General features: G+C 40.4%; 29 protein-coding genes. 7 read left to right on the forward strand and 22 right to left on the reverse strand.

What is annotated here, in order from left to right; all coding sequences use genetic code 11:
- The first annotated feature begins 54 nt into the window (after window positions 1–54).
- Window positions 55–363, forward strand: a complete 309-nt coding sequence (locus V7R88_RS12620) for a L,D-transpeptidase family protein (protein WP_231957344.1) — start codon at window positions 55–57, stop codon at window positions 361–363.
- Between the two features lie 27 nt (window positions 364–390).
- Here V7R88_RS12620 and V7R88_RS12625 read toward each other — a convergent pair whose 3' ends face one another.
- The 8 genes from V7R88_RS12625 to V7R88_RS12660 all read right to left on the reverse strand — a co-directional run bounded on the left by V7R88_RS12625 (window position 391) and on the right by V7R88_RS12660 (window position 8,119).
- On the reverse strand, window positions 391–2,514 hold the full coding sequence (locus tag V7R88_RS12625; RefSeq protein ID WP_063732434.1) for a DEAD/DEAH box helicase: 2,124 nt from the start codon (window positions 2,512–2,514) through the stop codon (window positions 391–393).
- A complete protein-coding gene (locus V7R88_RS12630) occupies window positions 2,505–3,122 on the reverse strand; it encodes a DUF1837 domain-containing protein (protein WP_338816263.1) in 618 nt (205 codons plus the stop codon). Before V7R88_RS12630 ends, V7R88_RS12625 begins: the two co-directional genes overlap by 10 nt.
- Window positions 3,094–4,014 carry an IS30-like element ISLsa1 family transposase gene (locus V7R88_RS12635; RefSeq protein ID WP_060599046.1) on the reverse strand — a complete coding sequence of 307 codons (921 nt, stop codon included), beginning with the start codon at window positions 4,012–4,014 and terminating at the stop codon, window positions 3,094–3,096. Before V7R88_RS12635 ends, V7R88_RS12630 begins: the two co-directional genes overlap by 29 nt.
- A gap of 64 nt (window positions 4,015–4,078) precedes the next feature.
- Window positions 4,079–4,471, reverse strand: coding sequence for a Hachiman antiphage defense system protein HamA (locus tag V7R88_RS12640; RefSeq protein ID WP_338816264.1), 393 nt, complete (start codon window positions 4,469–4,471; stop codon window positions 4,079–4,081).
- Window positions 4,472–4,783: 312 nt separating this feature from the next.
- Window positions 4,784–5,017, reverse strand: coding sequence for a hypothetical protein (locus V7R88_RS12645; RefSeq protein ID WP_057717455.1), 234 nt, complete (start codon window positions 5,015–5,017; stop codon window positions 4,784–4,786).
- A 141-nt stretch (window positions 5,018–5,158) separates the two neighbouring features.
- Entirely contained in the window at window positions 5,159–5,818 is a 660-nt protein-coding gene (locus V7R88_RS12650; protein ID WP_214334391.1) for a hypothetical protein, read from the reverse strand.
- Window positions 5,819–6,432: 614 nt separating this feature from the next.
- The gene (locus V7R88_RS12655; RefSeq protein WP_063732441.1) at window positions 6,433–7,203 is read right to left on the reverse strand and encodes an ABC transporter permease; all 771 of its coding nucleotides are present in this window, start codon (window positions 7,201–7,203) and stop codon (window positions 6,433–6,435) included.
- Complete coding sequence (locus tag V7R88_RS12660; protein WP_057717041.1) at window positions 7,187–8,119, reverse strand: ABC transporter ATP-binding protein; 933 nt, start codon at window positions 8,117–8,119, stop codon at window positions 7,187–7,189. The genes V7R88_RS12655 and V7R88_RS12660 overlap by 17 nt, the downstream gene beginning before the upstream one ends.
- Before the next feature lie 152 nt (window positions 8,120–8,271).
- Here V7R88_RS12660 and V7R88_RS12665 point away from each other — a divergent pair, with 152 nt between their 5' ends.
- Window positions 8,272–8,946: a response regulator transcription factor gene (locus V7R88_RS12665; protein WP_057717040.1), complete on the forward strand. Its 675-nt coding sequence runs from the start codon at window positions 8,272–8,274 to the stop codon at window positions 8,944–8,946.
- A gap of 13 nt (window positions 8,947–8,959) precedes the next feature.
- On the forward strand, window positions 8,960–9,865 hold the full coding sequence (locus V7R88_RS12670) for a sensor histidine kinase (protein ID WP_057717039.1): 906 nt from the start codon (window positions 8,960–8,962) through the stop codon (window positions 9,863–9,865).
- A gap of 80 nt (window positions 9,866–9,945) precedes the next feature.
- Here V7R88_RS12670 and V7R88_RS12675 read toward each other — a convergent pair whose 3' ends face one another.
- The 10 genes from V7R88_RS12675 to V7R88_RS12720 all read right to left on the reverse strand — a co-directional run bounded on the left by V7R88_RS12675 (window position 9,946) and on the right by V7R88_RS12720 (window position 17,716).
- Window positions 9,946–10,155, reverse strand: a complete 210-nt coding sequence (locus tag V7R88_RS12675; protein ID WP_057717038.1) for a DUF3781 domain-containing protein — start codon at window positions 10,153–10,155, stop codon at window positions 9,946–9,948.
- A 113-nt stretch (window positions 10,156–10,268) separates the two neighbouring features.
- A complete protein-coding gene (locus V7R88_RS12680; protein ID WP_261764394.1) occupies window positions 10,269–10,400 on the reverse strand; it encodes a hypothetical protein in 132 nt (43 codons plus the stop codon).
- A 133-nt stretch (window positions 10,401–10,533) separates the two neighbouring features.
- A complete protein-coding gene (locus V7R88_RS12685; RefSeq protein ID WP_063732442.1) occupies window positions 10,534–11,298 on the reverse strand; it encodes an HAD family hydrolase in 765 nt (254 codons plus the stop codon).
- A 181-nt stretch (window positions 11,299–11,479) separates the two neighbouring features.
- Entirely contained in the window at window positions 11,480–11,725 is a 246-nt protein-coding gene (locus V7R88_RS12690; RefSeq protein ID WP_046040567.1) for a hypothetical protein, read from the reverse strand.
- 33 nt (window positions 11,726–11,758) lie between these two features.
- Entirely contained in the window at window positions 11,759–12,496 is a 738-nt protein-coding gene (locus tag V7R88_RS12695) for a class I SAM-dependent methyltransferase (RefSeq protein ID WP_057717036.1), read from the reverse strand.
- 265 nt (window positions 12,497–12,761) lie between these two features.
- Entirely contained in the window at window positions 12,762–12,965 is a 204-nt protein-coding gene (locus V7R88_RS12700; protein ID WP_057717035.1) for a hypothetical protein, read from the reverse strand.
- 189 nt (window positions 12,966–13,154) lie between these two features.
- Window positions 13,155–13,847 (reverse strand): 2,3-diphosphoglycerate-dependent phosphoglycerate mutase, encoded by a 693-nt coding sequence (locus tag V7R88_RS12705; protein ID WP_057137156.1) that lies wholly within the window; start codon window positions 13,845–13,847, stop codon window positions 13,155–13,157.
- 75 nt (window positions 13,848–13,922) lie between these two features.
- Entirely contained in the window at window positions 13,923–14,996 is a 1,074-nt protein-coding gene (locus tag V7R88_RS12710; protein ID WP_057717034.1) for an AI-2E family transporter, read from the reverse strand.
- 156 nt (window positions 14,997–15,152) lie between these two features.
- Complete coding sequence (locus tag V7R88_RS12715; protein WP_129531796.1) at window positions 15,153–16,307, reverse strand: ROK family protein; 1,155 nt, start codon at window positions 16,305–16,307, stop codon at window positions 15,153–15,155.
- 371 nt (window positions 16,308–16,678) lie between these two features.
- On the reverse strand, window positions 16,679–17,716 hold the full coding sequence (locus tag V7R88_RS12720; RefSeq protein ID WP_057717033.1) for a cell surface protein: 1,038 nt from the start codon (window positions 17,714–17,716) through the stop codon (window positions 16,679–16,681).
- A 142-nt stretch (window positions 17,717–17,858) separates the two neighbouring features.
- On the opposite strand from V7R88_RS12720, the gene V7R88_RS12725 reads away from it, so the two are divergent.
- Window positions 17,859–19,052, forward strand: a complete 1,194-nt coding sequence (locus V7R88_RS12725; protein WP_003642409.1) for an SAM-dependent methyltransferase — start codon at window positions 17,859–17,861, stop codon at window positions 19,050–19,052.
- 81 nt (window positions 19,053–19,133) lie between these two features.
- Here the strand turns inward: V7R88_RS12725 and V7R88_RS12730 are convergent, their stop codons facing one another.
- Together V7R88_RS12730 and V7R88_RS12735 are read right to left on the reverse strand one after the other, a co-directional pair.
- Window positions 19,134–20,048: a hypothetical protein gene (locus V7R88_RS12730; RefSeq protein WP_057717032.1), complete on the reverse strand. Its 915-nt coding sequence runs from the start codon at window positions 20,046–20,048 to the stop codon at window positions 19,134–19,136.
- A gap of 332 nt (window positions 20,049–20,380) precedes the next feature.
- Window positions 20,381–21,487, reverse strand: coding sequence for a protein kinase domain-containing protein (locus V7R88_RS12735; RefSeq protein ID WP_057717031.1), 1,107 nt, complete (start codon window positions 21,485–21,487; stop codon window positions 20,381–20,383).
- Between the two features lie 24 nt (window positions 21,488–21,511).
- Between V7R88_RS12735 and V7R88_RS12740 the strand changes: the two genes are divergently transcribed.
- The 3 genes from V7R88_RS12740 to V7R88_RS12750 are packed head-to-tail and all read left to right on the forward strand — an operon-like array spanning window position 21,512 to window position 22,923.
- Entirely contained in the window at window positions 21,512–21,874 is a 363-nt protein-coding gene (locus V7R88_RS12740) for a DUF4064 domain-containing protein (protein WP_003643441.1), read from the forward strand.
- Window positions 21,875–21,882: 8 nt separating this feature from the next.
- A complete protein-coding gene (locus tag V7R88_RS12745; protein WP_057717030.1) occupies window positions 21,883–22,437 on the forward strand; it encodes a DUF4352 domain-containing protein in 555 nt (184 codons plus the stop codon).
- A gap of 51 nt (window positions 22,438–22,488) precedes the next feature.
- Window positions 22,489–22,923, forward strand: coding sequence for a hypothetical protein (locus tag V7R88_RS12750; protein WP_015826011.1), 435 nt, complete (start codon window positions 22,489–22,491; stop codon window positions 22,921–22,923).
- A gap of 969 nt (window positions 22,924–23,892) precedes the next feature.
- On the opposite strand, the gene V7R88_RS12755 is transcribed toward V7R88_RS12750, so the two are convergent.
- Window positions 23,893–24,615 carry a sulfite exporter TauE/SafE family protein gene (locus V7R88_RS12755; RefSeq protein ID WP_003642418.1) on the reverse strand — a complete coding sequence of 241 codons (723 nt, stop codon included), beginning with the start codon at window positions 24,613–24,615 and terminating at the stop codon, window positions 23,893–23,895.
- A gap of 30 nt (window positions 24,616–24,645) precedes the next feature.
- Window positions 24,646–25,644 (reverse strand): IS30 family transposase, encoded by a 999-nt coding sequence (locus V7R88_RS12760; protein ID WP_338816265.1) that lies wholly within the window; start codon window positions 25,642–25,644, stop codon window positions 24,646–24,648.
- Window positions 25,645–25,646: the final 2 nt, after the last annotated feature.

Consider the following 25,646-nt stretch of genomic DNA (forward strand, 5'->3'; position numbering starts at 1 on the left):
ATGGGTCTATCTGAAAGCTGGCGCTAAGCCCCTATACACAAATGCTTACCACTAATGAAAGCTCTGGGCAACCGTCCCCCAAGAAGACAATTTCATCATTTAATCCAATCCACACGCGGCCTGCATTCTCACAATGACAGCTTGAACAAAGGTGCTGACTATTGGGTCTCATCTAAGGGTCACGGCGTTTATCCTTTTCACTCAGTCTCAACGGACGCAGCAAATCATTACATTGTAAGCAAAAGAGCCAATTCACATAGTTGCATCCGCTTGTCTATTTCGGATGCTAAATGGACATACGAGAATATCAAAAAAATACGCCGTTCATATCCAGTAATAATACGAAGCACACCAGAAGCGTGACAATACACTTACCTCGTATTTTTAGAATCATATTCTATTTATTAAATCGATCTCATACTGATCAAGTTTACTACTCAAATCATCCATGTTTTTCTTAATATACTGAATAACTTGCTGATCAGTCTCCAGACTTTCCGGTATTTTCTTTGAAATCTTTTTTATAGCTGATGTTGGTATACCCAAATCAACTAGCACATTTAAATTTTCATTTGCTTGACCATTTTCTAATAAAGCCGCAAAGAAACTATAGTCTCCTGGGGTAATTCCATGACTTTTATATACATATTCTTGTATTGATTGAATAACTCCTAAATACTTGGGTATTTTATATCCTGCATCTTTTCTAAGAAATGAAAGAACAAAACTAATTGCCTTTTCTTTCCGGGTAGTATCATCTTTAAATATTTCTTTGCTTGCATAATACCTATATTGTCGAGAAATCATGCCTTTGATTGAATCACTTTCCACCCAAATCAACGATTGAGCTGCTAACCTATTCGTATAGCCTTGGGACTTAATACCTTCTAAACACTTGTAAACTAACCACAATGTATTAGACAATTCTAAATATGTGGGGACTGTTTTTTTCCAAACTAGTGCATCCCGCAAGTTTAAATAGTCATCCTCAATTTCCTGATACAGTTTTTTTTGATTTTCTACTGAAATATAGTTATTTTTGATAATCTCAATCATCTCAAAAGGAATATCCTTTTTTAGAATCTCAATTTTCTCTTGACTACTGACTTTCATATCAGAATTAGGTAAATTAATTAGTACTTCATCTGAAGCATTTGTTTGATCTACAAAAGGGACATCTATTTGAAAATTATCTTTTTGAGGCTTCTCACCGAACAAATAAATTTTACCAGTGAAATACTTTTTCATTCGTCCCGCTCTGCCAACGATATTGGAAAAGTCAAAATAATCTAATTTAATTTTTCCTTTTGTTTCATCAAAAATAAACATATTTTTTGCAGACGTATTAACGCCTTCAATCAAAGAGGTCGTCACAAACATTACTTTCAACTTTCCTTGATTAAAATATTCAAGTTGACTTGAAACAACATGCCTTGGTAGCTCACCGTTATGGACTCCTATACCATACTCGAGCACACTATTAAGCTTCCACTCCTCAGAAATATTATCACTGATCCAATCTGTTAATAATAAAGATTGCTTTGAGATGTCTCGTGTTGCATCATTTTTTAAATACTCCAAATATTCAACTGCCATTTTATACGCACGTGCTGGTGATGACACATATACCAGTGAAGGTTCTTTTTTGCTAGCCAGCATGTCAAACAATATATTCTTTTTCTCACGACTATTGTTACATCTTATTTCATTGATCTCTGTATTAACCAACGAATAGTCAGTTTTAAAAAAATAAACATCATACTTTTTCAAGAACTCTTCCGATATCGCATCAATTGTAGGTGTTAAATATAGTGACTGTACTTTATCGCCTGCTAGCACATGACTCAATGCAATATTTAAAGTTCCTTGCCGATTATCATGAGCCCTAGGGCTTACTTTATAAAATTCGTCTACAATCAAAAAATCTATTTTGGGTAAATTTTTATATTCAAGAACTCTTTCTGCCGTCAATATAAAAACATTCTTTTCTGAAGGCTGCTGCATTGTGTTCATAACCATATTATATTCAACATATTTTTGCAATTTTCTTCGAGTCTCATCTATTAAGGCTAATGTTGGTTGAATTATTAAAATGTTGTTATATACATTTCGTGCTACAATCTCCTCAATCAACAAACTTTTTCCAAAACTTGTTGGCGCACTAACAGCTATATTGCGCCCTCTACTGATATTTCGTTCAATAATTTTTTGCTTTGCATGAAAATATATTCCCGGCAGATTTTCTGACTTATACCATTCTCGTCTAATTACAGCTTGAAAGCTGATATTTTTTAAGCCTTTTGAATTAAGATATGGATAGAATCCAGCCCTTTCAATCAGATTTTCCCATATTTCTTTAGTATCATTATTTACCTTATCCCATATATCAAGCACGTGGATTAGTATCTGTCTTCCTTCTGCATTGTCTATAACTGACGATGTGTATTTTGCAAGACTAAAACTATCAGAAATATCCAGTAAACTATCTTTTTTCAAAAATTTATTTATATCCACATTTGAGCCCCCTTTAACTTTTCATGTAATTTCCGTACAAATTCTTGCTTATCCTTCACTGGAAATAGCAATAAATAAACATTCAACCGCTTTTCCCATGGATGACTACTCTTATCAGAATCCAATTTTTTCTTTAACTTTTCTGCTTCTAATATTAATTCATTATTCAATCTATTTTTAATATATTCTTCCGATACATCGTCTGGTACATTTGCAATTACATCACTAGAAAACCCAGCTAATAATGCAATATTAATATCGACTAACTTATCCAGTGTTTTAGTATTTGGTGATATTAACTTTTTTAAAAAATCCGGTGTTTCTTCATGCTCATCTTGATATCTATTTGTAATAATAGTAAATTCAGAGTCAAAAAAGTTAGTATTGAAATGTTCTGTTAGGTCTTTTGCCAATGCACTGATGGCTCTTGAACCATCTTTATATAGCTTGGCTTCACCCAGCCAAAGTTTTCTAGTATCCATATTCAAATGAACAGCATCGAATCCATGTGCTGGAAGTCCACCGCTATCTCGGAAATATATTTTTGAAATTAAAGATTGAGCTCGGCAAATTACAAGTTTAATCCGAACAAGTCCGGAATCTTTCAATGGCAGTCTGTTGATGATGTATTTTTAATGGTCGTTGATTAATTAGTTCAAGTGCTGCTAGGATCTCATCAGTCGTTACTTGGCTAAAATTGGTCTTTTTCGGGAAGAACCAGCGTAACCGTCTATTAAAATACTCATTGGAACCTCGCTCCCATGGTGAATATGGATGGCAAAAATAAACTTTGATCTGATAATCCTGTTCTAAGGCCTGATAATTGGCAAACTCTTTACCATGATCAACAGTAATGGATTTTACTTGGGGACCGAAGGCCCCCATAAACTTGCCAAAGGCGGTGTTTAGAGCCTTAGCCGTTCTATTAGGGGCTTTGATGGCCCATAGAAGTCGGGTCTTACGTTCTACGAATGTAACCAGACATGATCGTGACTCACTTCGACTAGAAAGCACCGTATCTACTTCCCAATGACCAAAAGCTAACCGTTGATTAACAGTTGTTGGCCGTTGTTCGATGGAAGTCCCACTTGTAAATTTCCCACGATTTTCGCTCACTCGGTGCTGGCGGACATTCCGATTGGGTAGATCAGTCAATTTGAAGGGGAGCCAGCCACGATTAAGCCAATTATAAATTGACGCAGTGCTCAAGTTATAAGCAGCCGCAATGGTTTCTGGTGACCAGGTTAATCGTAAGTGATTGGTAATTAAAGTCGCTAATGCTGCCGTCAGCATCGAACGACGACCGCAATTCCGCCTTTTGCGATCTGCATCTTGCTGAGCTAATTCTGGATCATAAGGTTTAACCCGGTCCAACTCATAGCTAATCGTAGCTTTGGCGACGCCTAAGGCGTCAGCCATTACTTGGTAAGATTTATTCCCCTCATTGACCAGTTGTGCTAGTGCGCCACGTTGAAAACGTGATAAAGTAGATGTACCCAAAGTAATCACTCCCTATATTGGTTGGAATTAGCTACTACCATTGTAAGTGATTGCTTTGGGCTTTTTAATTTCTGTTCGGATTAATTATAGAATTTGCCGCTCCAAAATATTCATGCAGCATATGATACAAAAGCAACTCGCCAAACTCGCCCCTTTTAAAATACTTATCTTCATTTGAGGCTTTTGAATAAAAATCTCTCGCTTCTTGAATTTCTGGTATTGCATACATTTTCTTCATGGCTTCTCGAACAATAGGCAAAATATCTCCAGTATTTTTGATTCTTTTTTTTATTTGCGTTTCACCAAAAGCAAACACTGGAATATCGTTAAATAATTCGTCTTCAAAATCTCTAACCATGGGAATAATCTGATTATCATCATTCAAATCATAGTCAATATAAAATATATGTAAATTTGAATCGTCTTCTTTTAAATGATATATATATTCTTGGGTCATATATCCTCCACTTATGGTAGCAATACTACATAAGATATATCGTAGTAAGCCTTTTTCATAAGTATATAACACATAAGAAAATAAAGCTTTCCTATTATTGACAAAAGCGTTCACTATCATCACAAGCGTATGCTTTTATAGCAAAAAAAGAATGGGTTTTGGCCAGATGATCATTCTTTCACTCAGTTAATTTTCAACCATCATTTGATCCGTTAGCAAGTCCACACGTTATCTTGCCATGCTAGTATGGCAAGATAACATGAAATACAAGTCAACAAGACATTCTTATCAGCAATCGTTAAAGTAGGCATGCTAAATTTGGACCCAATCTCTAGCTTTTTCTGTAATTGATAGTGTCTGTTTGGCATTTTGAGTCTTGGCCTCTTTTGTCATTGAATGATAACTATCCCAAGCCCCATCAACTCGAATCGTTTTGTGCAAGAAATTCAAATTTTCATATTTAAGTACGATATATTCATCAGTCTGTAATCCGGATTGCGAGATAATCAATAATGCTAAACGATTTACACCGACTAAATAATGCATTGCTAGCCTAACAAAAACTCCCTAACTTACTTGTAGTTCATTATCGACATAAGCTGCTTATCATCTGACTTAATTCGATTAAAATCTGCTGACGTTATTAATTATTCATACTTACATAATTCACTGAGTACTGCTGTTTCTTCAATAACTTAAAAGTGTTTTTACAAAGTGTAGTTGGGAGCTATCTGAACCACATCTGGTGGATTCCTTAAATCCAAGTTCTTTACAAATTTGCATAGTTTCCTCCGCTGACACACACATATTTTTATGTTGACCACTATCAGTACGAGTTACAAAGTAGTTAATCCTGTAAATTCCAACTTTTTCGGCAAAATTAACAACTCTTCTTAATAGCTGATATTGAAAACTCCTAAGCTCTGTTGGTGTTGTATCAATTCGATTGTTGATAACATCAAAGCTTATCAACCACAATTCTGGCAAACCATTTGTATCTATTCTAAAATTACCGTCTAAATACATACGACGATTTTGTGCATATCTTGTTGTAACATTCATTGCGCCATTTCGAGAATATACTTGATATTGCAAATCTACTCCAGCACTAGACATCTCATCACTTAATACTTTCAAGCGGCTTGGGCTAAATCCACGCAAATCATCATCCAAATATATCTTCATATTTGGACTCCATGTAATTAATTCATCATGCGGAACGTCCAATAGTAATCCCAACTTATGCGAAATAGTCTCCTTCATGCTGTAATGGACATCCGCTGCAATCTTATAAACTACAGCACGTGATAATCCAAACGCAGTAGCGTACTTAACAAAATCTTCCAATGGTATCTTTTTTTATCTAAAATTTCTTGTAGATGATTTGTAATGACATATTTGTCAGTTATCATACTTTACCGCCTTCTTAAGGCTACCATATCAAGCTTTAACAGGTATTTCAATACTCTGCCAATAATCTAAAACGAGAGACTATTTTGCAATCACCATTCCTACAAAATAAGCATTTTTAAACTAACTAGAGGTATAGACCAAATTTCTTGTTCTACTATAAAGTATACACTTGCTAAATATTTCAATAAAAAAGAGATAGCTTAAGACTACCTCCTTAAAGATCAATCTATTTAGTTAGCTACCGTATAATTTTCATTCACCATATACTAAATTTCAATTGTCTCAGTCAGAAGATCAGCTTTAGCACTGTATCCTATTATATTATCATCTTCCATCACAACGAAGTACTAACACCTTCATCTATGATATGTTAGAGACTGGTGTACCTTCCCTTAAAACCATTCTTCCGAAACAGACTAATCAATCCGAATCATTGCACGTTGCATAACTTCGCTTGCTGTCGTAAGAATACTCCTTTGAAAGCAATCATAAAACTTAATCCTTAGTTTTCATGATTGTAAATAGCACATACTATTAATTAACGTTTTTTACAGTTCCTTTCGCCTAACTATCAACGCGGATCCAACTATCGCAACTATTAAAACAACCAAACTAGTGACGATGTACGGTCCTACTTGGTCTATCTTGAGACTCCCGAGCGCAATGCGTTGGGCAACACCCATAAAATCAAAATATTTTAGCCATTTCCAAGTAGTCATCATTGCAACTAAGGCAATCAGTATCGGCCATAATACAATAAATACCGCTGAAACTACAATCGAATTTGATAAAACCAAGAGGATTACGCCAACACTAAAAATAACACTAATAAAAAAGCCAATCACTAGCGTCATTTCACCAAGATTACGACTGATTTCCCCGATTTCACCACCCCATAAACGATTCATAACTTTCCCCGTAATTAAGGCAGTTAAATAATAGCAAAACGTCATAACAAACACGTCTAACAAGATCATGACGTATTTCGACAAAATAAATTGTAACCTTGAAATTCCTGAAACCAATGTATTTTTATACGTCTTTTGTGAAAATTCATGTCCAATCACAATAATGAAGATTGCAATGTACAGATACAATAATACTGTCGATGACAGCGTTGCGCTTTTTAAGCCAGTCAGAATTGACCAATCACTCTTACTAAGTTCATTCATCCTGATATCGTCCGCATTAATCATAATTCCACCAACACTTTGTCCCGACGTAATCAATGCACTGAAAATCACGGTAACCAGTAATACGATGTAGATACCGAGTGTATGTAATTGTCGATAGCCATCCGCTCTAATTTGATTTAGCATGTCGTTGATCCTCCTTAGCAAGCAAGTCCGTGTAATACTGTTCCAACGATCCCTCTTGGTGGGTAAGCGCCTTCACTGCAACCCCATTTTCCACTAAAACTTGATTAACATTTGCAGCAGTGACATTATTGTCTTTAATTAAAATGCGTTGATCATCCAATACATCGAAGGGAGCATAGCCGCTCTGATCTAAGGTTTGACTCGCCAATTGAACTTTATCCACCGTAAAAATGAGTCCGGCTTGATTAGCCTCATCGAGTTCTTCCTTTGTCACTTGCTTAATCAGCTGACCATGATGAATAATACCAAATCGATTAGAAACTTGATAAAGTTCAGATAAAATATGACTTGAAATTAAAATAGTGGTATCGCGTTCTTCACTGAGCCGTTTAATTAATTGCCGAAAATCAATGATTCCGGTTGGATCAAGCCCATTAATTGGTTCATCCAAGACTAAGAAATCTGGTCGCGGTAATATCGCCAACGCTAAACCTAACCTTTGTCTTTGCCCTAAAGATAGATGTTTAGCTCTAGTCCGCTGTTTTTTTACAAGATGCACAAATTCTAGCGTTTCATCAATAATTTGCGCATCTTGTAAACCATGTTGAATGGCACAAACCTTTAAATTTTGGCGGACTGTTAAATTCGGAAAAGCTACTGGTGTCTCGATAATTGCTCCAGTGCGTCGTAACGCATAATGATAATGCTGCGCAGACTCTCCTAACAATGTGATCTGCCCTTGAGTCAAGGGGGATAATCCTGTAATTAATTTCATCAACGTTGTCTTACCAGCACCGTTTTCACCAATCAACCCGTAGACGTCCCCACGTTTCACAGTTAGGTTTACGTTCTCAAGTGCTTGATAATTACCAAAACGTTTACTAACTGCTCTAATATCTAAAATCACATCATTCATCATGATTCGATCCTCCTTCTTAATTACCACCTTTAGCTTAGTCAAGTTTTCTAAACTACAGCTATAAATAAACCTTAATAAAACCTAAATTGTCGTAAATCGAAACGTCACCTATAATTTAGTTATCAGGTTTCAATAAAGGAGTACGGACAATGGCTAAAATTCTGGTAATTGAAGATCATACAGATATCCAAGCACTACTTCATGACATTTTGAGTCCAAAACATCAAGTATTTGCAGCTTTAGATGGTATCAGTGCTCTGCAATCCTTTGCTGACCATCAGCCGGACCTAATCATCCTAGATCTAATGCTTCCAAACATTACGGGCGAAAGTGTCTTAAAAACGATTCGTAAAACTTCAAACGTTCCCATCCTTGTGTTAACCGCTATCCAAGATAAGACAAAAACCGTGGCCTTACTGCAAGCTGGAGCTAACGATTATTTAACCAAGCCATTCGACATTGATGAGTTATTGGCTCGTGTACAAGTACAATTAAGAACACCTAATTCGATTAATAATCTCAACAACAAAATTTTGTCGTTCAATGAAATTTATTTAAACGTAACTACTCATGAAATCTCCATTAACGATCACCCATTAATTTTGCCTAAAAAGGAATTTAACATTTTAAAGATATTACTTCAGCATCCACATCAAGTTTTTGAAAAAGCACAAATTTATGAGATGGTTTGGGGAGAGCCATATATTGATGCGGAAAACACCCTCAACGTTCATCTCAGCAATTTACGCATTAAAATCAACGAACTCGCTACCAATCCACAATACATGATTTCAGTTTGGGGAATCGGTATTCGGTTAATTTAATTAGGAGTCTATCATGATTAACTTTATTATCACCAGCTTAATCGTTATTATTGCAATTCTTTCAACAGTTCTAATCTTATTATTAATAGATTTACGCCGAATAAGTGCTGATTTACAGTATATCAATCAACACGAAACTAATGCTAGCGTAACTAGTAATACAAGATTTTCAGCCATCCAACAACTAACCACTGCGTTGAATGCCGTCTTGAATAAAACTCGTTTGCTTCAAAAAAATCAGTATCAAAAAGAGCATCAGATCCAGCAAATGTTGTTGAACCTGACGCACGATATTAAGACACCGCTTACGGTTGCGATTGGTTACGTTCAACTTATTCAACATCAACCGTCGATTGCAACTCCACAAACTCTAACGCGAATTGCACATAACTTGTCATCGGTAAATTATTATCTCCATTATTTAATGGACTTTAACTTACTTCAGGAAAAATCAGCCAACGTCGCTTTCAAACCAATTAACCTCTCGCATTTTTTAGAGATTGAACTCTTTAACTTTTTTGACGATTTAAACGAGAAGCATTTAACGTTAACACCAATGATTACACCAAATATTTCCATTAACACCGATGAAGTTTTAATGCGCCGAATCATTCAAAACCTAGTAGGTAATTGGTTGAAATATGCTACTGATTCCGTTTCAATCACCTTAAAACCTAGGGATAATGATCACATTTTATTAGAATTCAAAAACACAACCCGGCTACCCAAAATTGACGTTAACCAATTAACGAACCGTTTCTACACAACTGATACTGCCCGGACCACTCAAAGCGTCGGTTTGGGGTTAAGTATCGTACAATCCCTAATTACTTCGATTGGTGGCAAAATGAGTATTCAATCAGCAAACAATATCTTTACAGTTAATCTAGTTTTGAGAACTACAACACCGACACCTTGATAAGACTTCAAATATTTACTACTACCGCCTTTAGTCATACTTAGACACTGTAATTAGCCGGCAATTTGATACATTGATGGTTAGGTTAGTTCCACCTGATGCTGACGACTTCGCACGTAATAGTTCTTGCCCCGCCAATCAATATCGTCCAGGTTTGCCAAAACATTATTAACCATCGTCTTCGTAGGCGCTGCATCTTGATTTAGACCTAATTTCTTATTCACACGTTCAAAAACTAACAGCGTATAGCAAACTTTGGCTTTGATTGTTTCTAATACCTGGTTGTTCATTTGGATATTCCTCCCTGTTTCGAACATACATTCTCAATCGTTATACCAAACTAAAGGCGTATTGATAATCCGATTGATAAACTACCGTTATTAATTTTAAAGTATTTTCAGCCTTAGAGCGTGGTCTTCATCCAACTTGTACTGAAAGCCACTTCACCAGTCAACAAGTTAGCCTTGAACAAGCTCTGGTTGTCGCTGTCCTCGTCACCCATAACAACGAAGTACGCGGCACCTTCATCGACCACGTATTGGAAGCTCAGGTAGTTGCTCTTAAACCCCTATTTCCGGAACAAGCCAGTAATTCGAATCATTTCACTTGTGTTACTTCTGTTGCTTTTTCAGTCAAAACCATGAATATGTGTTTAATGGATGACTGATCTATTCAACACGGCAGTCGTTTCTATCACTTAAGTTTGAAATTAGTGCTGCTATGGATTCAGCATCTGGGGGGCATATTATGGCTTGGGGGGCGGGTGCTAATTCGGGTTTACTAGTAATCCAAACTGCTTGCCGGGCACAACCTAACATGATTCGATCATTTTCATCATTGCCAAAAGCAATATAGTGTTCAAAACCAATATTAGCCAAAGCGTGGGCCTTATTAATTCCTTGGGCAGTGATATCCAAGCTTCCTTCACCACTATGTTCAATGACGACTAGATCTAGTGTTATTAATAATCGCTTGATTCTTGCGCGTAGTACTGGAGCTAGATTTAATAAAATAACTTTAACCGGATCATTTAAAGAAGCTAATGATTGGCGTTGGGCTAATCGTTGAGGATCAAGTTGACGTAAAATTGGATTGTCAGTAGAAACTTGACTGGCATAATTCCACGTGCCATCCATAACATAATCTAAGTGGTGAATTTCTATGAGCTGCTTCAATTGTTGAACAGCAGCGGGTGGTAATGGTTGGAGAACGGATAACTTTTCTGAAACCCGGGTCATAACACCATTACCACCAATTAAGGGCTGATGCTCAAATTCTGGAATAATGGGAAGTAAGTCGCGAATTGGCCGAGCAGACGCAAAGACAACTTTATGGTGCGCTCGAATTAAATAGGTTAGTGCCTGTGTAATGGGTAGGGCGATAGTCCGACCATCAAAACTTAACGTACCATCGATATCAAAAACAAAATTCATGATTAACTCCTTAAATTAAGTGAACGCTCAATAATCTCATCTTTTGCGGGAATAGACAAAGATAATTATACGAATAATGTTGTTAAAAGGCTAGCTCTAATTTGGGTGATGGAATAAAGACCAATTTAATAACAGAAAAGACACAACAACCAGACTCGGTCATTGTGTCTCCAGAAACTTATTATTTTGAACTTACGACGTGATCTTCATCCAGCATATACTGGAAAGCAACCTCACCCGTTAACAAGTTGGCTTTAAATAAGCCTTGATTCCCATTGTTCTCGTCACCCATGACAACGAAATATGTGGCCCCTTCATCGACGACGTGCTGGAAACTCAGGTAATTACCTTTAAATCCTTGCTTCCGGAACAAGCCAATAATTCGAATCATTTCACGTTGTGTTACTTCTGTTGCTTTTTCACTCATATTTAACTATAACTCCAATTCTCTTCTTTAATCTTATTTTGCCGTTTTATTTGTTGGCTTATTGCCAGCGACCACGTAACTATCAGTTAGCGGGGTCGCCCACCAACCGTTAAATCCTAAACTCATTGACTGGGTGATTTGCAAGCCAGCGTCTTGAAAAACCTGACCGTACTCGTTGATATTGCGACCCGTATCAATGATCATGATGTGTCCACCGGGTTTGAGCACCCGAATGGCTTCCTTGACAGCATTGATTCGGGCTTGTTCATTTTTGATATTATGGATGGCAAAGCTGGACGTCACCACGTCAAAACTTGCGTCAGGAAAGTCTAACTTGGTCATATCCCCCGTTACTAAATTAACTCGATTCGTTAGTCCTAAATCATCCACGTTCTTTTGTGTTACGGTTATTTTGTTATGTGATTGGTCCCGCGACAACCACAGATCTAATCCGATTACTTTGCCAGCTGGTCCCAATTGTTGGGCGATTTTGGTCAACAGTGCTCCCCGACCGCAGCCTAAGTCTAAGACCTGACTGTCAGGTGTCAGGTTCAAGTGGCGAATCGCCTCATCAAACAGTCGGTACTTCCCCTGTGCCGTGGTGTGCAAAAATAACAACGCACCCAACAATAATATAATTCCCAGCGTCATTTCGATGCCAATCGGATAGTTCAACCGATTTACGTAGGCATGTAACACTAGCCCCACACCAAAAGCGGTGTAGATCAATAGCGCAAACGGCGCATCGACCCCGTACCTTTTGATATTCATTCAGCTTTATCCCCTTTTAAATCCCCGATTTTCGTTTCCCCCGATCAATCGTGGGGAATGGGGGCTAAGGGGGCATGCTTTAAACTTACCCGCTTAGCTCCTACTTCTTAATCACTGTTTTAACCGGTAGTGTCCATTTAGCGTCCACTACCCCTAATTCATTAATTTAACTTATCATCAGTCATTAGCGAAGAATCCCAAAGCCTTCAAGCAATCTTTCACCAAGTTTGATTATAATTTAATTCATCAAAATATTCTGATTGGTCTACTGCTTTAGTCGGCCCAATTCATCCTCAATTAACTGCGTGGCAATTCCGAACGCCTTCAAGCGTCGCTTTGCCAAAGTTAGCTGGGACTTATAGCGCTCCAGCCGTTCCTTAGCTTCAAAGGTCTTGATAACTCCCTGAATCTTATGCACGGTGGAATCAATTTGGCGTTTAGCTTCCAATAATTCAGCTTCATCATACATCGTAAAAGTCCTCCGTTGAAACCATTCATGAAACCTAAAGCTTAGTTTTCATGATCACAAGTAGCGTCCGTTTAGCGTCCATTTTGTCACTAATTACCAACCTAATCAGACGTTATCGGCACTTGGCGCCCAAAAAAGCACTCCCCTGAAAGCAGCGGAGTGCTCTAAAAATCAGTAAATAACTATTAATTATTTGCCTAACTTTTCTTTGCCTAAAACGTTCAATTTTTCGTCGAAGTCATAAACAACTGGTTCACCAGTAGCCATTTCTAAGTCCATGATGTCATCATCAGAGATGCGTTCGATGTACTTCGAAAGGGCCCGGAGTGAGTTACCGTGGGCAGCGATAATAACGTTCTTGCCGTCTAATAATTTAGGCGCAATTTCGTCTTCCCAGAAAGGCATAACGCGTTCCAAGGTAACCTTCAAGTTTTCGCCACCAGGGACGATGTTAGGGTCTAAGTCAGCGTAACGACGATCGTTAACGGCTGAACCTTCATCATCGGCACTCAATAATGGAGGTAAAACATCATAAGAACGACGCCAGATATGAACTTGGTCGTCACCGTATTTTTCAGCAGTTTCCTTCTTGTTCAATCCTTGTAATGCACCATAATGACGTTCGTTTAAACGCCAAGTCTTGGTTTCTGGAATCCAGAGTTGGTCGGATTCTTCAAGCACATAGTGCAAAGTCTTGATGGCACGAGTCAAAACTGAAGTAAAGGCGTAATCGAATTCTAAGCCTGCTTCTTTAACTTTTTGACCAGCAGCCTTAGCTTCTTCAACACCCTTTTCGCTTAAATCAACGTCAACCCAACCAGTAAATTGGTTAGATAAGTTCCATTCACTTTGACCGTGACGAATCAATACTAATTTTGCCATAGCAGTTAATGACCTCTTTCTTAAGTTATTTACTCACCCTATTTTACACTGAAAAAGCGAAAAATCAAAACAATATCAGCGCTTATTTTCAGAATCCGGGTGGAAAGTAATCGTTTTTTTCAGATTAATGTTAGGTCGCGGCCGGTGAACCGGTTTCACGCCGATGATGTCCAAAATAAAGTTAAAAATCGGTACACCGACGATCAGTCCCCAGACACCAAACAGACGCTCACTCACTAGTAATACGACAAACGTATAAAAAATGGGCAGCTCCGTGCGACTCGACATAAACTTGGGATTCAAGACATAGGCTTCTAGGGCGTGCACAACCAAAATCATTAAGAGCATATAGACCACGTAGCGCAAACCACCAACCGAATAGGCAATCAAGCTCAGCGGTACGACTGAAATAATCACCCCAGCGACTGGAATCAGGCTTAAAATAAAGATCATTAATCCCAAGCTAATCAGTTGAGGCATCTTCAAGATTGCCATGAAGGCTACCGTAATCACCGTATTGACAATCGCAATCAAGAACTGTGCTTCCAAAACAACGCCAAAGCTATTCACAAACTTTTTGGCAAAGAAATGGACATCTTGAAAGAACCAGCCAAACGTACTGGTCAAAAAGCGCTTCGTGAAGACCCGCATCTGATGATCTTCAATTGTAAAGAAGAAGCTCAAAATAAATGACAAAAAGAAGGTTAGCCCCATATTACCAATATTAGTAATATACTGGAACACAACTGAAATGCCACCCTTCAATTGTTTGAGTATATCCGATTCTTGAAAATACGATGTCACCCACGTCAACACTTGGTTAGTATCATGTGATGGGTTCTGATAAAACCGATAGACTGATTCAAACGTCAAAAAAGTTTGTTTGATCAACTGCGGTAAATAAATCGATACAGCAAAGTAAATTCCAAGAATGACTAGTGCGTAGACCACTAGGACAATGATTGCCGGTGGGATCTTCACCCACCGCCGAACTGCCCGAACTAACCGCGTCACTAAGAACGTAAAAATAAACGTTAATAAAATAATACTCATCATACTTGATGCCAAGTATAGCGTTAACACAATCAACGCCAATACGCAGGCGCGCCGCCAGCGCACATTTCGTATTAACTGTGACCAAAATTCCACAAAATCCACCCCTCTATTATCCCTTACTCCTATTCTAACGAAAAAGCGAGCTAATCAAAATCAAAAGCTTGTTATGATTCAACAAAAAATGCGTAAAGTTTATCACTAATCACTCGATAAACTTCACGCGTTCGTTTGAATTGACACTTTATTTTTCTAGGAGAACTGCATCTTTAAGCTCTCTAATCCGAGTGCCTGGTGAATAATCATTGAGGCGCCACCTAACAAGGCCGCCGATTGCACGTTCTTGGTCGCAATGATTGGAGCTTGCCGGCTTGGCGAAGTTAATTTGGCCGTACTCTCCCGAACATTAGTCAATAGTTGTGGCAAGATTTCTAGAACAGTCGTGTTCAAGACAACGACGTCCGGCGCAAACGCCGTGGAAACATTCGCAATCACTTTAGATAGATAGTAAACAAAGTCATCGAAGACCTTTGTCACTTCCGGATCATGATTGATGTAGTCATGCTTGACCGTCGTTAAATCTAATCGATCAACATGCTTGATGGCTTTCAACCGAGCCCACAAGGCTTTTTCAGAAGCATAATCATTAACTGATGCCAAGTGGTCCTCAACGTGCCGATCTTCTAACAAAGCAGTCCCCACTTCACCTGCTTCGCCTTCATGACCAGAATATAGTCGCGAATCAGCCACGATTCCCGCATGAATCTGATCGCGAACGACTACTGAAACCACGTTATCGAAAATCTCATTGTCATGGAAATCACGTTCAAAAACGGCCGTTAAGTTAGCTTTCTTTTCCAGAACTACCGGAATCCGTAGCTTATCACGTAAATACTTTGCTAGATCAAAGTGTGTTAGTCCTTTGATCGGTGTCTTGAGGATTTTATTCTCATAAATAATCCCATCCAGCGCAATGGCGACCCCCATCAGACCATGAATCGTACCATAGTCATCAACGTTCCGTAATTGATCTTCAATCAAATCAATGACATCCGTCAACGTCATATCGCTCGTCTTAAAGCTTTGAAAGTGCAAAATTTTACCGTTCAACCGTGAATACATGAGTTTGACTGCGTCAGCCGACATGTCGATGCTGGCCACAAAACCATAGTTCACGTTCAGCTCAGCCATCACTGGTTTACGACCGCCGTTTTTCGTGCTGACACCACAGCCAATTTCCTTGATGAACTGGGTCCGCAGTAGCTGATTATAAATATCTGAAACCGTCACTTTATTCAAACTCAAATTCCGTGAAATCTGGCTCCGGCTAATCGGCCCTTCGTTAATAACCTGCTGCAGAACTTGCTTTTCATTCGTACTGCGCATTACATGTTTATTAATAATCATACTGAATTTCGATGCCCACCATTGACAATCGAACTACTTTACCAAATCATGTTAATTTGGGCTGCCATTAATTCAATCCTCAACGAGCACCTTAACCCCCTAATCTGTTAATATTCTATAGCATCAAACAAAAATAGTACACAAAATAGTCAATTTTATACCCATTTTGACATATGAACGTTAAAAAAAGGCCAATACCGATATAAAATGACCGCCCCCGTAGAACCAAAATATCAAGAACGAAAACTTTCCGTCCTTACTCCTACATTCTATAACAGTTTTTATAAAAAAATCACCGATTGACACCTAAAAGTAGGTATTTTATCGATGATTGTTAAGTGGACTTCCATACTGTTATTAAATTGTTTATATTACTGCAACGACCTCGCTGCTTGCGCCAGAGACATATGTTGTAAACTGGCTTGTTGTAAAATGGCCTCGATTTGGGCATCCGTATACTGACTAGCATTAAATCCAGCTTGCGCTAGCTCCGCACGCGTTGCCTGAATCTGATCAGAGCTATAATTCATCGTTTGGGCAGCTTGCGCCAGTGAGAGGTGTTGTGCCGCTGCTCGTTGCAGAATAGCACGAATTTGGGCATCACTATAACTACTGCCGTCGAGCCCTTGCGCAGTCAACTCAGCACGAGTCGTCTGCACTTGACTGTCACCATAACTGTTGTTAGCTGCAGCTGACGAGCCCATCGAATGGTTAGCTGAGGAAGTTGATGATGAAGCAGCCGCCTGCTGTTTAGTGGCTGGCGTGCGTTGCGTTTGTTGCTGACTTCCGGTCATCCCCGTAACCGCTTGTGCCGCACTCGGGATCACCGGTGCTGAACCGGTCAATGTCTTGAGTGACGCATTATTTTGTTTCTGTAAATCCAACACATTTTTCCGAATATCCTGATAGTAACGTTGCTTAAACGCCTTATCCTGCAATAACTTAGCAATTACAACGTTAGAATCCGTAAACTCATTCGCTTTATTCAGCTCAGCAGCTTTCTGATACTGTTGTTGATAAGTCTTGCGTTTTTGTTGCACCTTTTTTATTAAGGTAAGTTGTTCTTGGGCCTGATTAATTAACGTAACTGCACCGTGCTTGGTCGTCTTAACCGTCATAAAGTCACGTTTAGCCACGTCAAATTTCCGCGCAGCCAGTGCTTCTTGACCAGCCACATAAGTCTGGGTCTGGGTTAAATACCGTTGCGACTCAGTACTACTAGCTTTCGTTCTGGTCGCATGTGTAAAACTCGTCTCCGCTAACGTATAATTCCGCTCTTGCAGTGCCCGCTCACCAGTTCGCATTTCAGCCGTGTATGAGTCTTCCTGCAGACGGTACCGCGTATATGAATAACTACCAACCCCCACAGCGATAATTACTGCAAACACGATCCACATCCATCTCTTCATCACGACACCCCCATCAACTGATTTTGTAATTAATTTATTATAACATGTTTACGAATCAGGTCGCGATTCGTTGTGCTTACAAAACTGTTTTCATAAGCGTATAATAATTAGTGTATTTTACGAAGAAAGGATCCTTATTGCAATGCTAGAAAAAACCTTTTACCACACCCTTTTAAGCCACTCATTCAATATGCCCGTCACAGTCAACTACTGGGATGGAAGTAGTGAAACTTATGGTGAAGGCACACCAGAAGTCACGGTGACTTTTAAAGAAGCCATTCCAATGCGTGAAATCACTAAGAACGCTTCAATTGCCCTTGGTGAAGCTTATATGGATGGCAAGATTGAAATTGATGGCAGTATTCAAAAATTAATTGAATCGGCCTACGAATCGGCAGAAAGTTTCTTCAACAATTCTAAGTTTAAGAAGTTCATGCCTAAACAATCTCACTCTGAAAAGAAGAGTCAACAAGACATCCAAAGCCATTACGATGTGGGTAACGACTTCTACAAGATGTGGCTTGATCCAACCATGACCTATTCTTGTGCTTACTTCAAACATGACACTGATACATTAGAAGAAGCCCAGATTCATAAGGTTCATCACATCATTCAAAAGCTCAACCCACAACCTGGCAAGACCTTACTAGACATTGGTTGCGGTTGGGGTACGCTGATGTTGACTGCCGCTAAGGAATACGGTTTAAAAGTTGTCGGGGTCACGTTATCACAAGAACAATATAACCTCGTTGCGCAACGCATCAAGGATGAAGGCCTCAGTGATGTTGCCGAAGTCCGGTTACAAGATTACCGTGAACTTGGCGACGAAACTTTCGACTACATTACCAGTGTTGGGATGTTCGAACACGTCGGTAAGGACAACTTAGCAATGTACTTTGAACGCGTTAACCACTATCTTAAAGCTGACGGTGTTGCCTTATTGCACGGCATCACCCGGCAACAAGGTGGCGCCACTAACGGTTGGTTAGATAAGTACATTTTCCCAGGTGGCTACGTTCCTGGGATGACCGAAAACTTACAACACATTGTTGACGCCGGCTTACAAGTCGCTGACGTTGAAACCCTCCGTCGCCATTACCAACGGACGACTGAAATCTGGGATAAAAACTTTAACGCTAAGCGCGCTGCCATCGAAGAAAAGATGGGCGTGCGCTTCACTCGCATGTGGGATCTCTACCTACAAGCCTGTGCCGCTTCCTTCCAGTCTGGTAACATTGACGTCATGCAGTACCTCGTAACTAAAGGTGCTTCATCACGGACCTTACCAATGACCCGGAAATACATGTATGCGGATAACCGAATCAATAAAGCTTAATTAAATTCAAAAATACCAACTATCTCGATTATTTCGAAATAGCTGGTATTTTTTTGACTATTTTTTTAGAATGGCCGACAACTAGCTTTCAGTCGCCGCCATGCGTACCCAACCCAAGATCTGATGGTAGATGAGTAACGATCCTAGGAAGAAAGCGGCCGCTAAACCGGCGGATGTTGGCAGCTTGTTAAACATATTGGCTGGTAACACTAAGGCTAATAGTGGAAAGGCATACGCTGCTGGCAATTGTAAGTTAAGCGCCCGTAACCACAAATACACAAGTGGTAAGGCAATGACCGTCGTTAATAGCCACGAAGCAATCAATAGGTGAATGCCGACCCCAATACTAGCAGCGGCCGACAATGCAAGCCACTGCTTAAGCGCGGTCGTTACCGTATATTCAGACTGTTGAGCCGCTTCAAAGAAAACGACGATCACGGGTGGGATTGCGGCCATCTGGGGCTGTCCCGCTAGCCAAACAATACCCACCCAGACAAAAACTAGGCTGATAAAGCCGAGCATCTGCCAGTGATTAGCCGAAGCTTCGGTTACCCGTGAAATTGATCGTGGTCGTTGAATCCAAGCCCCAATCATCAGGCAAATAGTCCAAAAAAAGATAGCTACGATAAAGGTCCAGTGCGTTGCATTAATGATAATTGGCAGTAAGCCAGTAGCAAAGGCTGGCGCCAAATTCGATTTTAACCCCTTCAATAATAATAGCATCAGTAATAGACCGACAAGCACTTTGAGGGCGTACGACCAAGGTAGTCGATTGACTAAGAAGCCAATAATTGCAGTTCCAGATGGTACTAAGAATAACTTTAAGGGTTGCCGAGTCCACGCCGTCTTACGATAAACCCACGTCCCGGCTGTCAGAGCACCGATTTCGGGTAAAATGATTTCCGCATCATGTTGCAATGTGGCACTCGCCACCATTAATAGAATGAAGCTCCACCCAGCTAAGTATCGCCAACCATCGCTTTGCTTTAAATCCATTTCGATAAAATATTCCTTTCTTATATTTAATTAGATATATTTATATTATCAAACGTCAACGACTAGCATTGTACCATAAATACAATCGTCTCCTCAAATAATCCTAAAAACACATCAACAGTTTTCAGGATTATTTTCAATCACTTTTCTGACCTCTAAATCAAAATTCGACTGAGTAAAGTCTTACCCAGTCGAATTCAGTCGTCGCGCCAACGCAGTCGCGACGTTATCAACACCGCAGTCAGAAAATTATGCATTTTGCATAAGCCTTTTGATAACTAAACGGTTATGCTATTTATCGTACTAGTAATTGGTTAACCAGCCTACGTACGCTAGCCATTACGGGCTAACATCCAGAATATAAAGATAGCTTCTGCCGCTCGTAACCACCACCGATATCGGTACCAGCGGGATACTGGCCAACGCCGTTTTAGCCACTGATTGGCATAGTGCGCAATCAGTGGTGCCCCGATAATCATAAAACCCTCGGTCCAAAAATCGACGCGGGCGGGCCAAGTCGTGTTATCAAAGCCAGCACCAATGGTCGCAACTACGAGCAAGATGTAGAGGCCCCACAAACTGATTTGTAAAGGTCGTTTGACTTTCGGCCACCATTGCCGGGCCTGTATTCGCCTAATCATTGATTGATGGTGCGGCCGATAATGCTCATGACCAGGTAACGCTGCTAACATTGCAGTCGCACTTTGATATCGTTGCTGTGGGTCGAGGGCCGTGGCCTTCATAATAATCGGGGCCCATGTTGAATCCTGTGTCAATGTCGTTGTATCTAAGGGCCCACTCGGCTCTTGACCAGTCAACAAACAGTTTAGAACGACCCCTAACGAATATAGATCGCTCCGTTGATCCGTTTGGGCGAAGCCATAGTTTTCAGGTGCGGCAAAGCCACTCGTGCCTAATAAACGAGTATCACTGTCTTGTTCAGCATGATATTGTCGCGCTGCGTTGACGTCAATCAAATAGTAGTGATCCCGATAACACATCACGTTACTTAGTTTAAGGTCCCGATGCACAATTTGTTGTTGCCCCAGCGCCTGTAGCGTTAGCAACAATTCTTGTGCGACGCGCACCGTCATTTCAGGGGAAAACGGTCCTTGTGTCGCCAATCGATCCGCTAGTGTTTGACCATTAATTAAGGTCTCAACACTGACAATGCAATCAGCCGCCGTTAATAATGCTTCGATCCGGGGCATTCGGGGAATCGGCTGCTGCTTCAAGCGCTGTAGAACAGGAACATTATCAGGATTTACTAGTTTAGCTACCGAAACAACCTGTTCCTTCTTGACCAGTAAGGGAAACTCACGTTGCGCAACTAATGGTCCTAGTGGTTCATAACCAGCCGCACTTAACAATTGCATTGCTTGAACAATCGGTAACACCGTGACACCCCCCTTTTTATCAAAATTACTAACTTTTATCATAACCATACTTTTGGAGGAATTACAATGTCAAAATATCAGAATAACGAAGTCACACCAGTCGCACACCAGTCGCGAACAGCCGAATTAGTTTTAGGAATTATTGGCGGTATCTTCGGTATCATTGCCGGCTTACTGGCGATGACCATCGGCGGCATCGGTAGTGCTTTAGAAACCAGCGGATCGGCTGGGGTCAGCAATCTTGGCGTTGGCTGCATTATTGTCTCTGTCCTCGCGATTATTTTAAGTGTCATGATTAATCGCAATCACGTTTTAATGGGCTGGTTGATCATCCTTTGTGGGATTCTTAACTTCGTCTTTGTCAGCTTCTTCGGGATTCTAAGCGGTCTGCTCATTGTTATTGCGGGCGGCTTAGCACTAAGAAAGTAGGTAAGCTCATGCAAAAAACGAAAGCTTGGTATCAAAAATGGTGGGCGTGGGTCCTGATTCTCCTTGGCATCTTCTTTGTCATCGGCCTCGTCAATTCTTCGCAAGACGGCAAAAACTCACAAGCAGCGACGGCCAAAAAAGCCAGTGCTAGCAAGTCCACCGCTAAGGAAACCCCGGCAAATACGATTTATAAAGTCGGGCAGACAGCCACCATCGATCACGTGCAAGTAACAGTTAATAATGTTAAAACCGCAACGACGCTCAATGATGTTCAGCCTAAAACTGGCAATCAATATTATACGGTCACCGTAACATTGAAAAATAGCGGTAGAGATAAAGTCAGCTATAACCCGTTTGACTTTAAAATCAAGGCCGCCGGTAACCAAACTAGCCTAGATGAGATCAACATTGATGAAAATAACCAATTAGATAGTGGTGACCTGACCGCTGGTGGCTCTGTCAGTGGTACCATGACTGGTCAAGCCAAAGCAGATGGGTCCGTTGAACTCATCTACAATCCCAGCTACTTCAGTGATCGGCATTTGACCTTTAAATTACAGTAGTTTCTGGTACACTAATACTAATTAAGAAGGAGTATTAGGGGGGCACTAACCGTGGTAGAACGCGCAACTAAGGAACTATTTAACGAAATCAAACATGCAAGTGAGGCCGACCAATTTATGACAAATATGGCCAATAGTTTTATTCGTACCAATCCGGCGGAATACCTCGCCGAGCTTATTCAAATCAAACACGTCACTAAAAGCCAAGTCATTCGGCGCGCTAATCTAACGCCCTCGATTGGTTACCAGTACTTCGATGGCAAGCGCCGACCTAACCGGGCTCGCATCATCGCCCTCGGATTCGGTTTTCAACTGACCCTGACCGAGCTTAACACGATGCTCAAACGAACCGGTTACGCCGTCCTGTATGCCAAGGATGAATGGGATGCTCTGGTCATCTTCGCACTTAGTCAGCGCTTTGATCTTAATCGTACTGATGAACTACTTTATCAATATGGTCTAGGTACGATTACCGACGAAGATTAGCATAGCTGCTAGCGTCCACACTAATGTTCGATGCACCTTTCAGTCAATCCACGCCAGCTAAAAGTTCGGCATAACCAGGTTTTAGAATACTAAAAGAACAGGCCCTAATGAGTTGAATGCTCATTAGGGCCTGGTTTGCTCAATCTAGGTCAAAGATAAAGATGATGGTTTCAATCAATACAATGAACGGGATGTATCGAACAAATAAGATAAAGTACCAGAAGGCCTCGTTAAAACTCACAACATTGAATCTAGTTATCCCTAGAATAATCAAACAACTAACTAGTATCAAAATTGAAAATAGCTTTTTTACCCTTAATCGTTTGCCAAACCCTGACCCCATAATTACAGCCAGCAACAGCCCACAGCTCACATACCCAGTGAGCTGATTACTATCCAGTTTAAATCCAATATGAACACCCGTCGAAAAATAAAGTGCCGCAATGTATATCAGCAAGTAAATCCCTGCAATAAGTTGAATCCGTCTGTAGATAGTCATATATCTCCCCAATTTAACAGTTCTTAAAATAAAACTATACTAAAAGAAAACCAATAAGCCAACGCTTTTTTCAGCTATGTAGCACCTGTAATTAAGCATCGTTAAAATAAAAAATCTTCAACTATAAATATTTCAATCCTGGTTGTTCAACTTTAGAACCGTGCGCAAGGCCAATTAAGAAGCTACAGTCAGGCACGCTCAACGGTACTATCTTACGCATCCACGTCCGCTCCCAAAACAGATAAGCACTGTTCCAGCTGTAGCTGGCAAATTCTTGATTATTAAATTAATAATATTCAATTTATACATTCGGGTTAACTCGTTTATAACCGAATGTAGATCGTCGAAGTGAGGCCGCTACCTTCAAAAATTTTTTTAACAATTGGACGCTTTACACCATCCAAAAAAGGCCAGACGCATGGCACCTGGCTGCTAAAGACAACTCGTAATTAAGGTGATAATGGTTTGTCCTAAACTGGCGCAATCAAATAATACCCGCCACTAAGTCCAATGAACAAGTAGATCAAATGCCGGACTGTCGTCATGGGTAGCCGCGGCAGGATTCGCGCCGCCAGCGCCGTCCCAATGACCGCACCGACCATACCAATCATAATATGGGGAAGCAAGACCGGCGTCAAAATACCGTTCAATACGCGAACTGTCGAAATATAGACCACGTCGATCAAAAAGAAGGTCTGCAAATTACCCAGGTAATCCGCAGTCGTATCGGCAAGTGATAGAAAATAAAGGGCCATCAGCGGGCCGCCAATACCGAATAACCCATTGAAGAACCCCGAAATAATCATGAAGAGTCCGGCTAACCACCACGGATAAGTCTGATTCGCCGCACGTTTACTCAGACTAAAGTACCCGGCCAACGAAACTAACAGCGCACCTAATAACCGTCGCAATAATTGCACATCTAAAACTTGACCAAGATGTACCGAATAGGCCGCCACACTGGCATAAACGATAAACGGCACAATAATCTGACGAAAGTGGATATGCTGATGATAACGCCAAACTAATGTTATGACACTAGCCGCCATGATAACGCCCGCCACGGCCGCACTTTGAGCAATCGGAAACAACTGTGGTAAAAAGATCATCATGACGATGGCCGCACCAAAGCCCGTTAAACCTTGGACCAGGCCAGCCAATAATCCGGGTAAGAAAACCAATAACCATACCATCAACGTACCCTCTTTTCATCGGACGAATTGTCAAATCAAGCGCAACTTTTTGCCGAAGAAAACTTCACTTGGACTTTTCCATCCCAAGACCTTGCGTGGACGGTTATTTAAATCTGTGACGAATGCGATAATCTCTTGGTCATTTAAATCGTTCAAATCAGTTCCTTTGGGGAAATATTCACGAATTAAACCGTTAGTATTTTCATTGGTTCCACGTTGTTGTGGTGCGTGTGGATCTGGAAAAAATACCGGTATTTCTAAAGTGTCAATGACGTCTTGATAATTGGCAAACTCAGTTCCACGATCAGGTGTAAGTGTCTTTACCCGTTCCGGTGTGACGCTATTTAATAAGTCCATCATAGCTTGTGCCACGGGTTTAGCTGCGACTTTACTTACCCGTTCCGCTAATAAATACCGTGATTTACGGTCTACCAGCGTCACCAGCGCTGAACGTCCGGTTTTACCACGCACTGTGTCACCTTCCCAGTGACCAAACCGAGTTCTATTTTCAGCCGAAAGTGGGCGGTCGTGGATTGAAAGTACATCGTTAAAACGACCACGCCGTTCCTTGATAGTTCCCTTAACTTTGCGCGTTTTACCTCGATGTCTTAATTGGCGGGCGAATCCACGGGCACCATGACTTTTACGCTTTTCACCAAGATTATTCAAAGCAATTCCACGATAAATTGTGTTGTAACTGATTTTCCAGTTACTATGCTCAAAATTTAGCCGTCCTGCGATTTGTTCTGGGGACCATTTACGATGGACGATACAATTAATGACAAATGCCCGGATATCAGTTTGCGATAAGATCCGTGGCCGTCGACTTTTCAAACGTTGACGCTCATAATTTAGTTGCGCATTAACTGCGGAATATTTAGAACGACCACCATTCCGGCTAACTTCCCGTGAAATAGTCGCTTTAGAACAACCGATGCGTTGGGCAATGGCCTGGTAAGACTGTTTTAAAGTTAGCCCAACTAGTAGGCATTCACGGTCATTTAAGGTAAGATGATGATATAGGCTCATAG

Source organism: Lactiplantibacillus argentoratensis (assembly GCF_037290055.1).
In the GTDB taxonomy this organism is placed as follows: domain Bacteria; phylum Bacillota; class Bacilli; order Lactobacillales; family Lactobacillaceae; genus Lactiplantibacillus; species Lactiplantibacillus plantarum.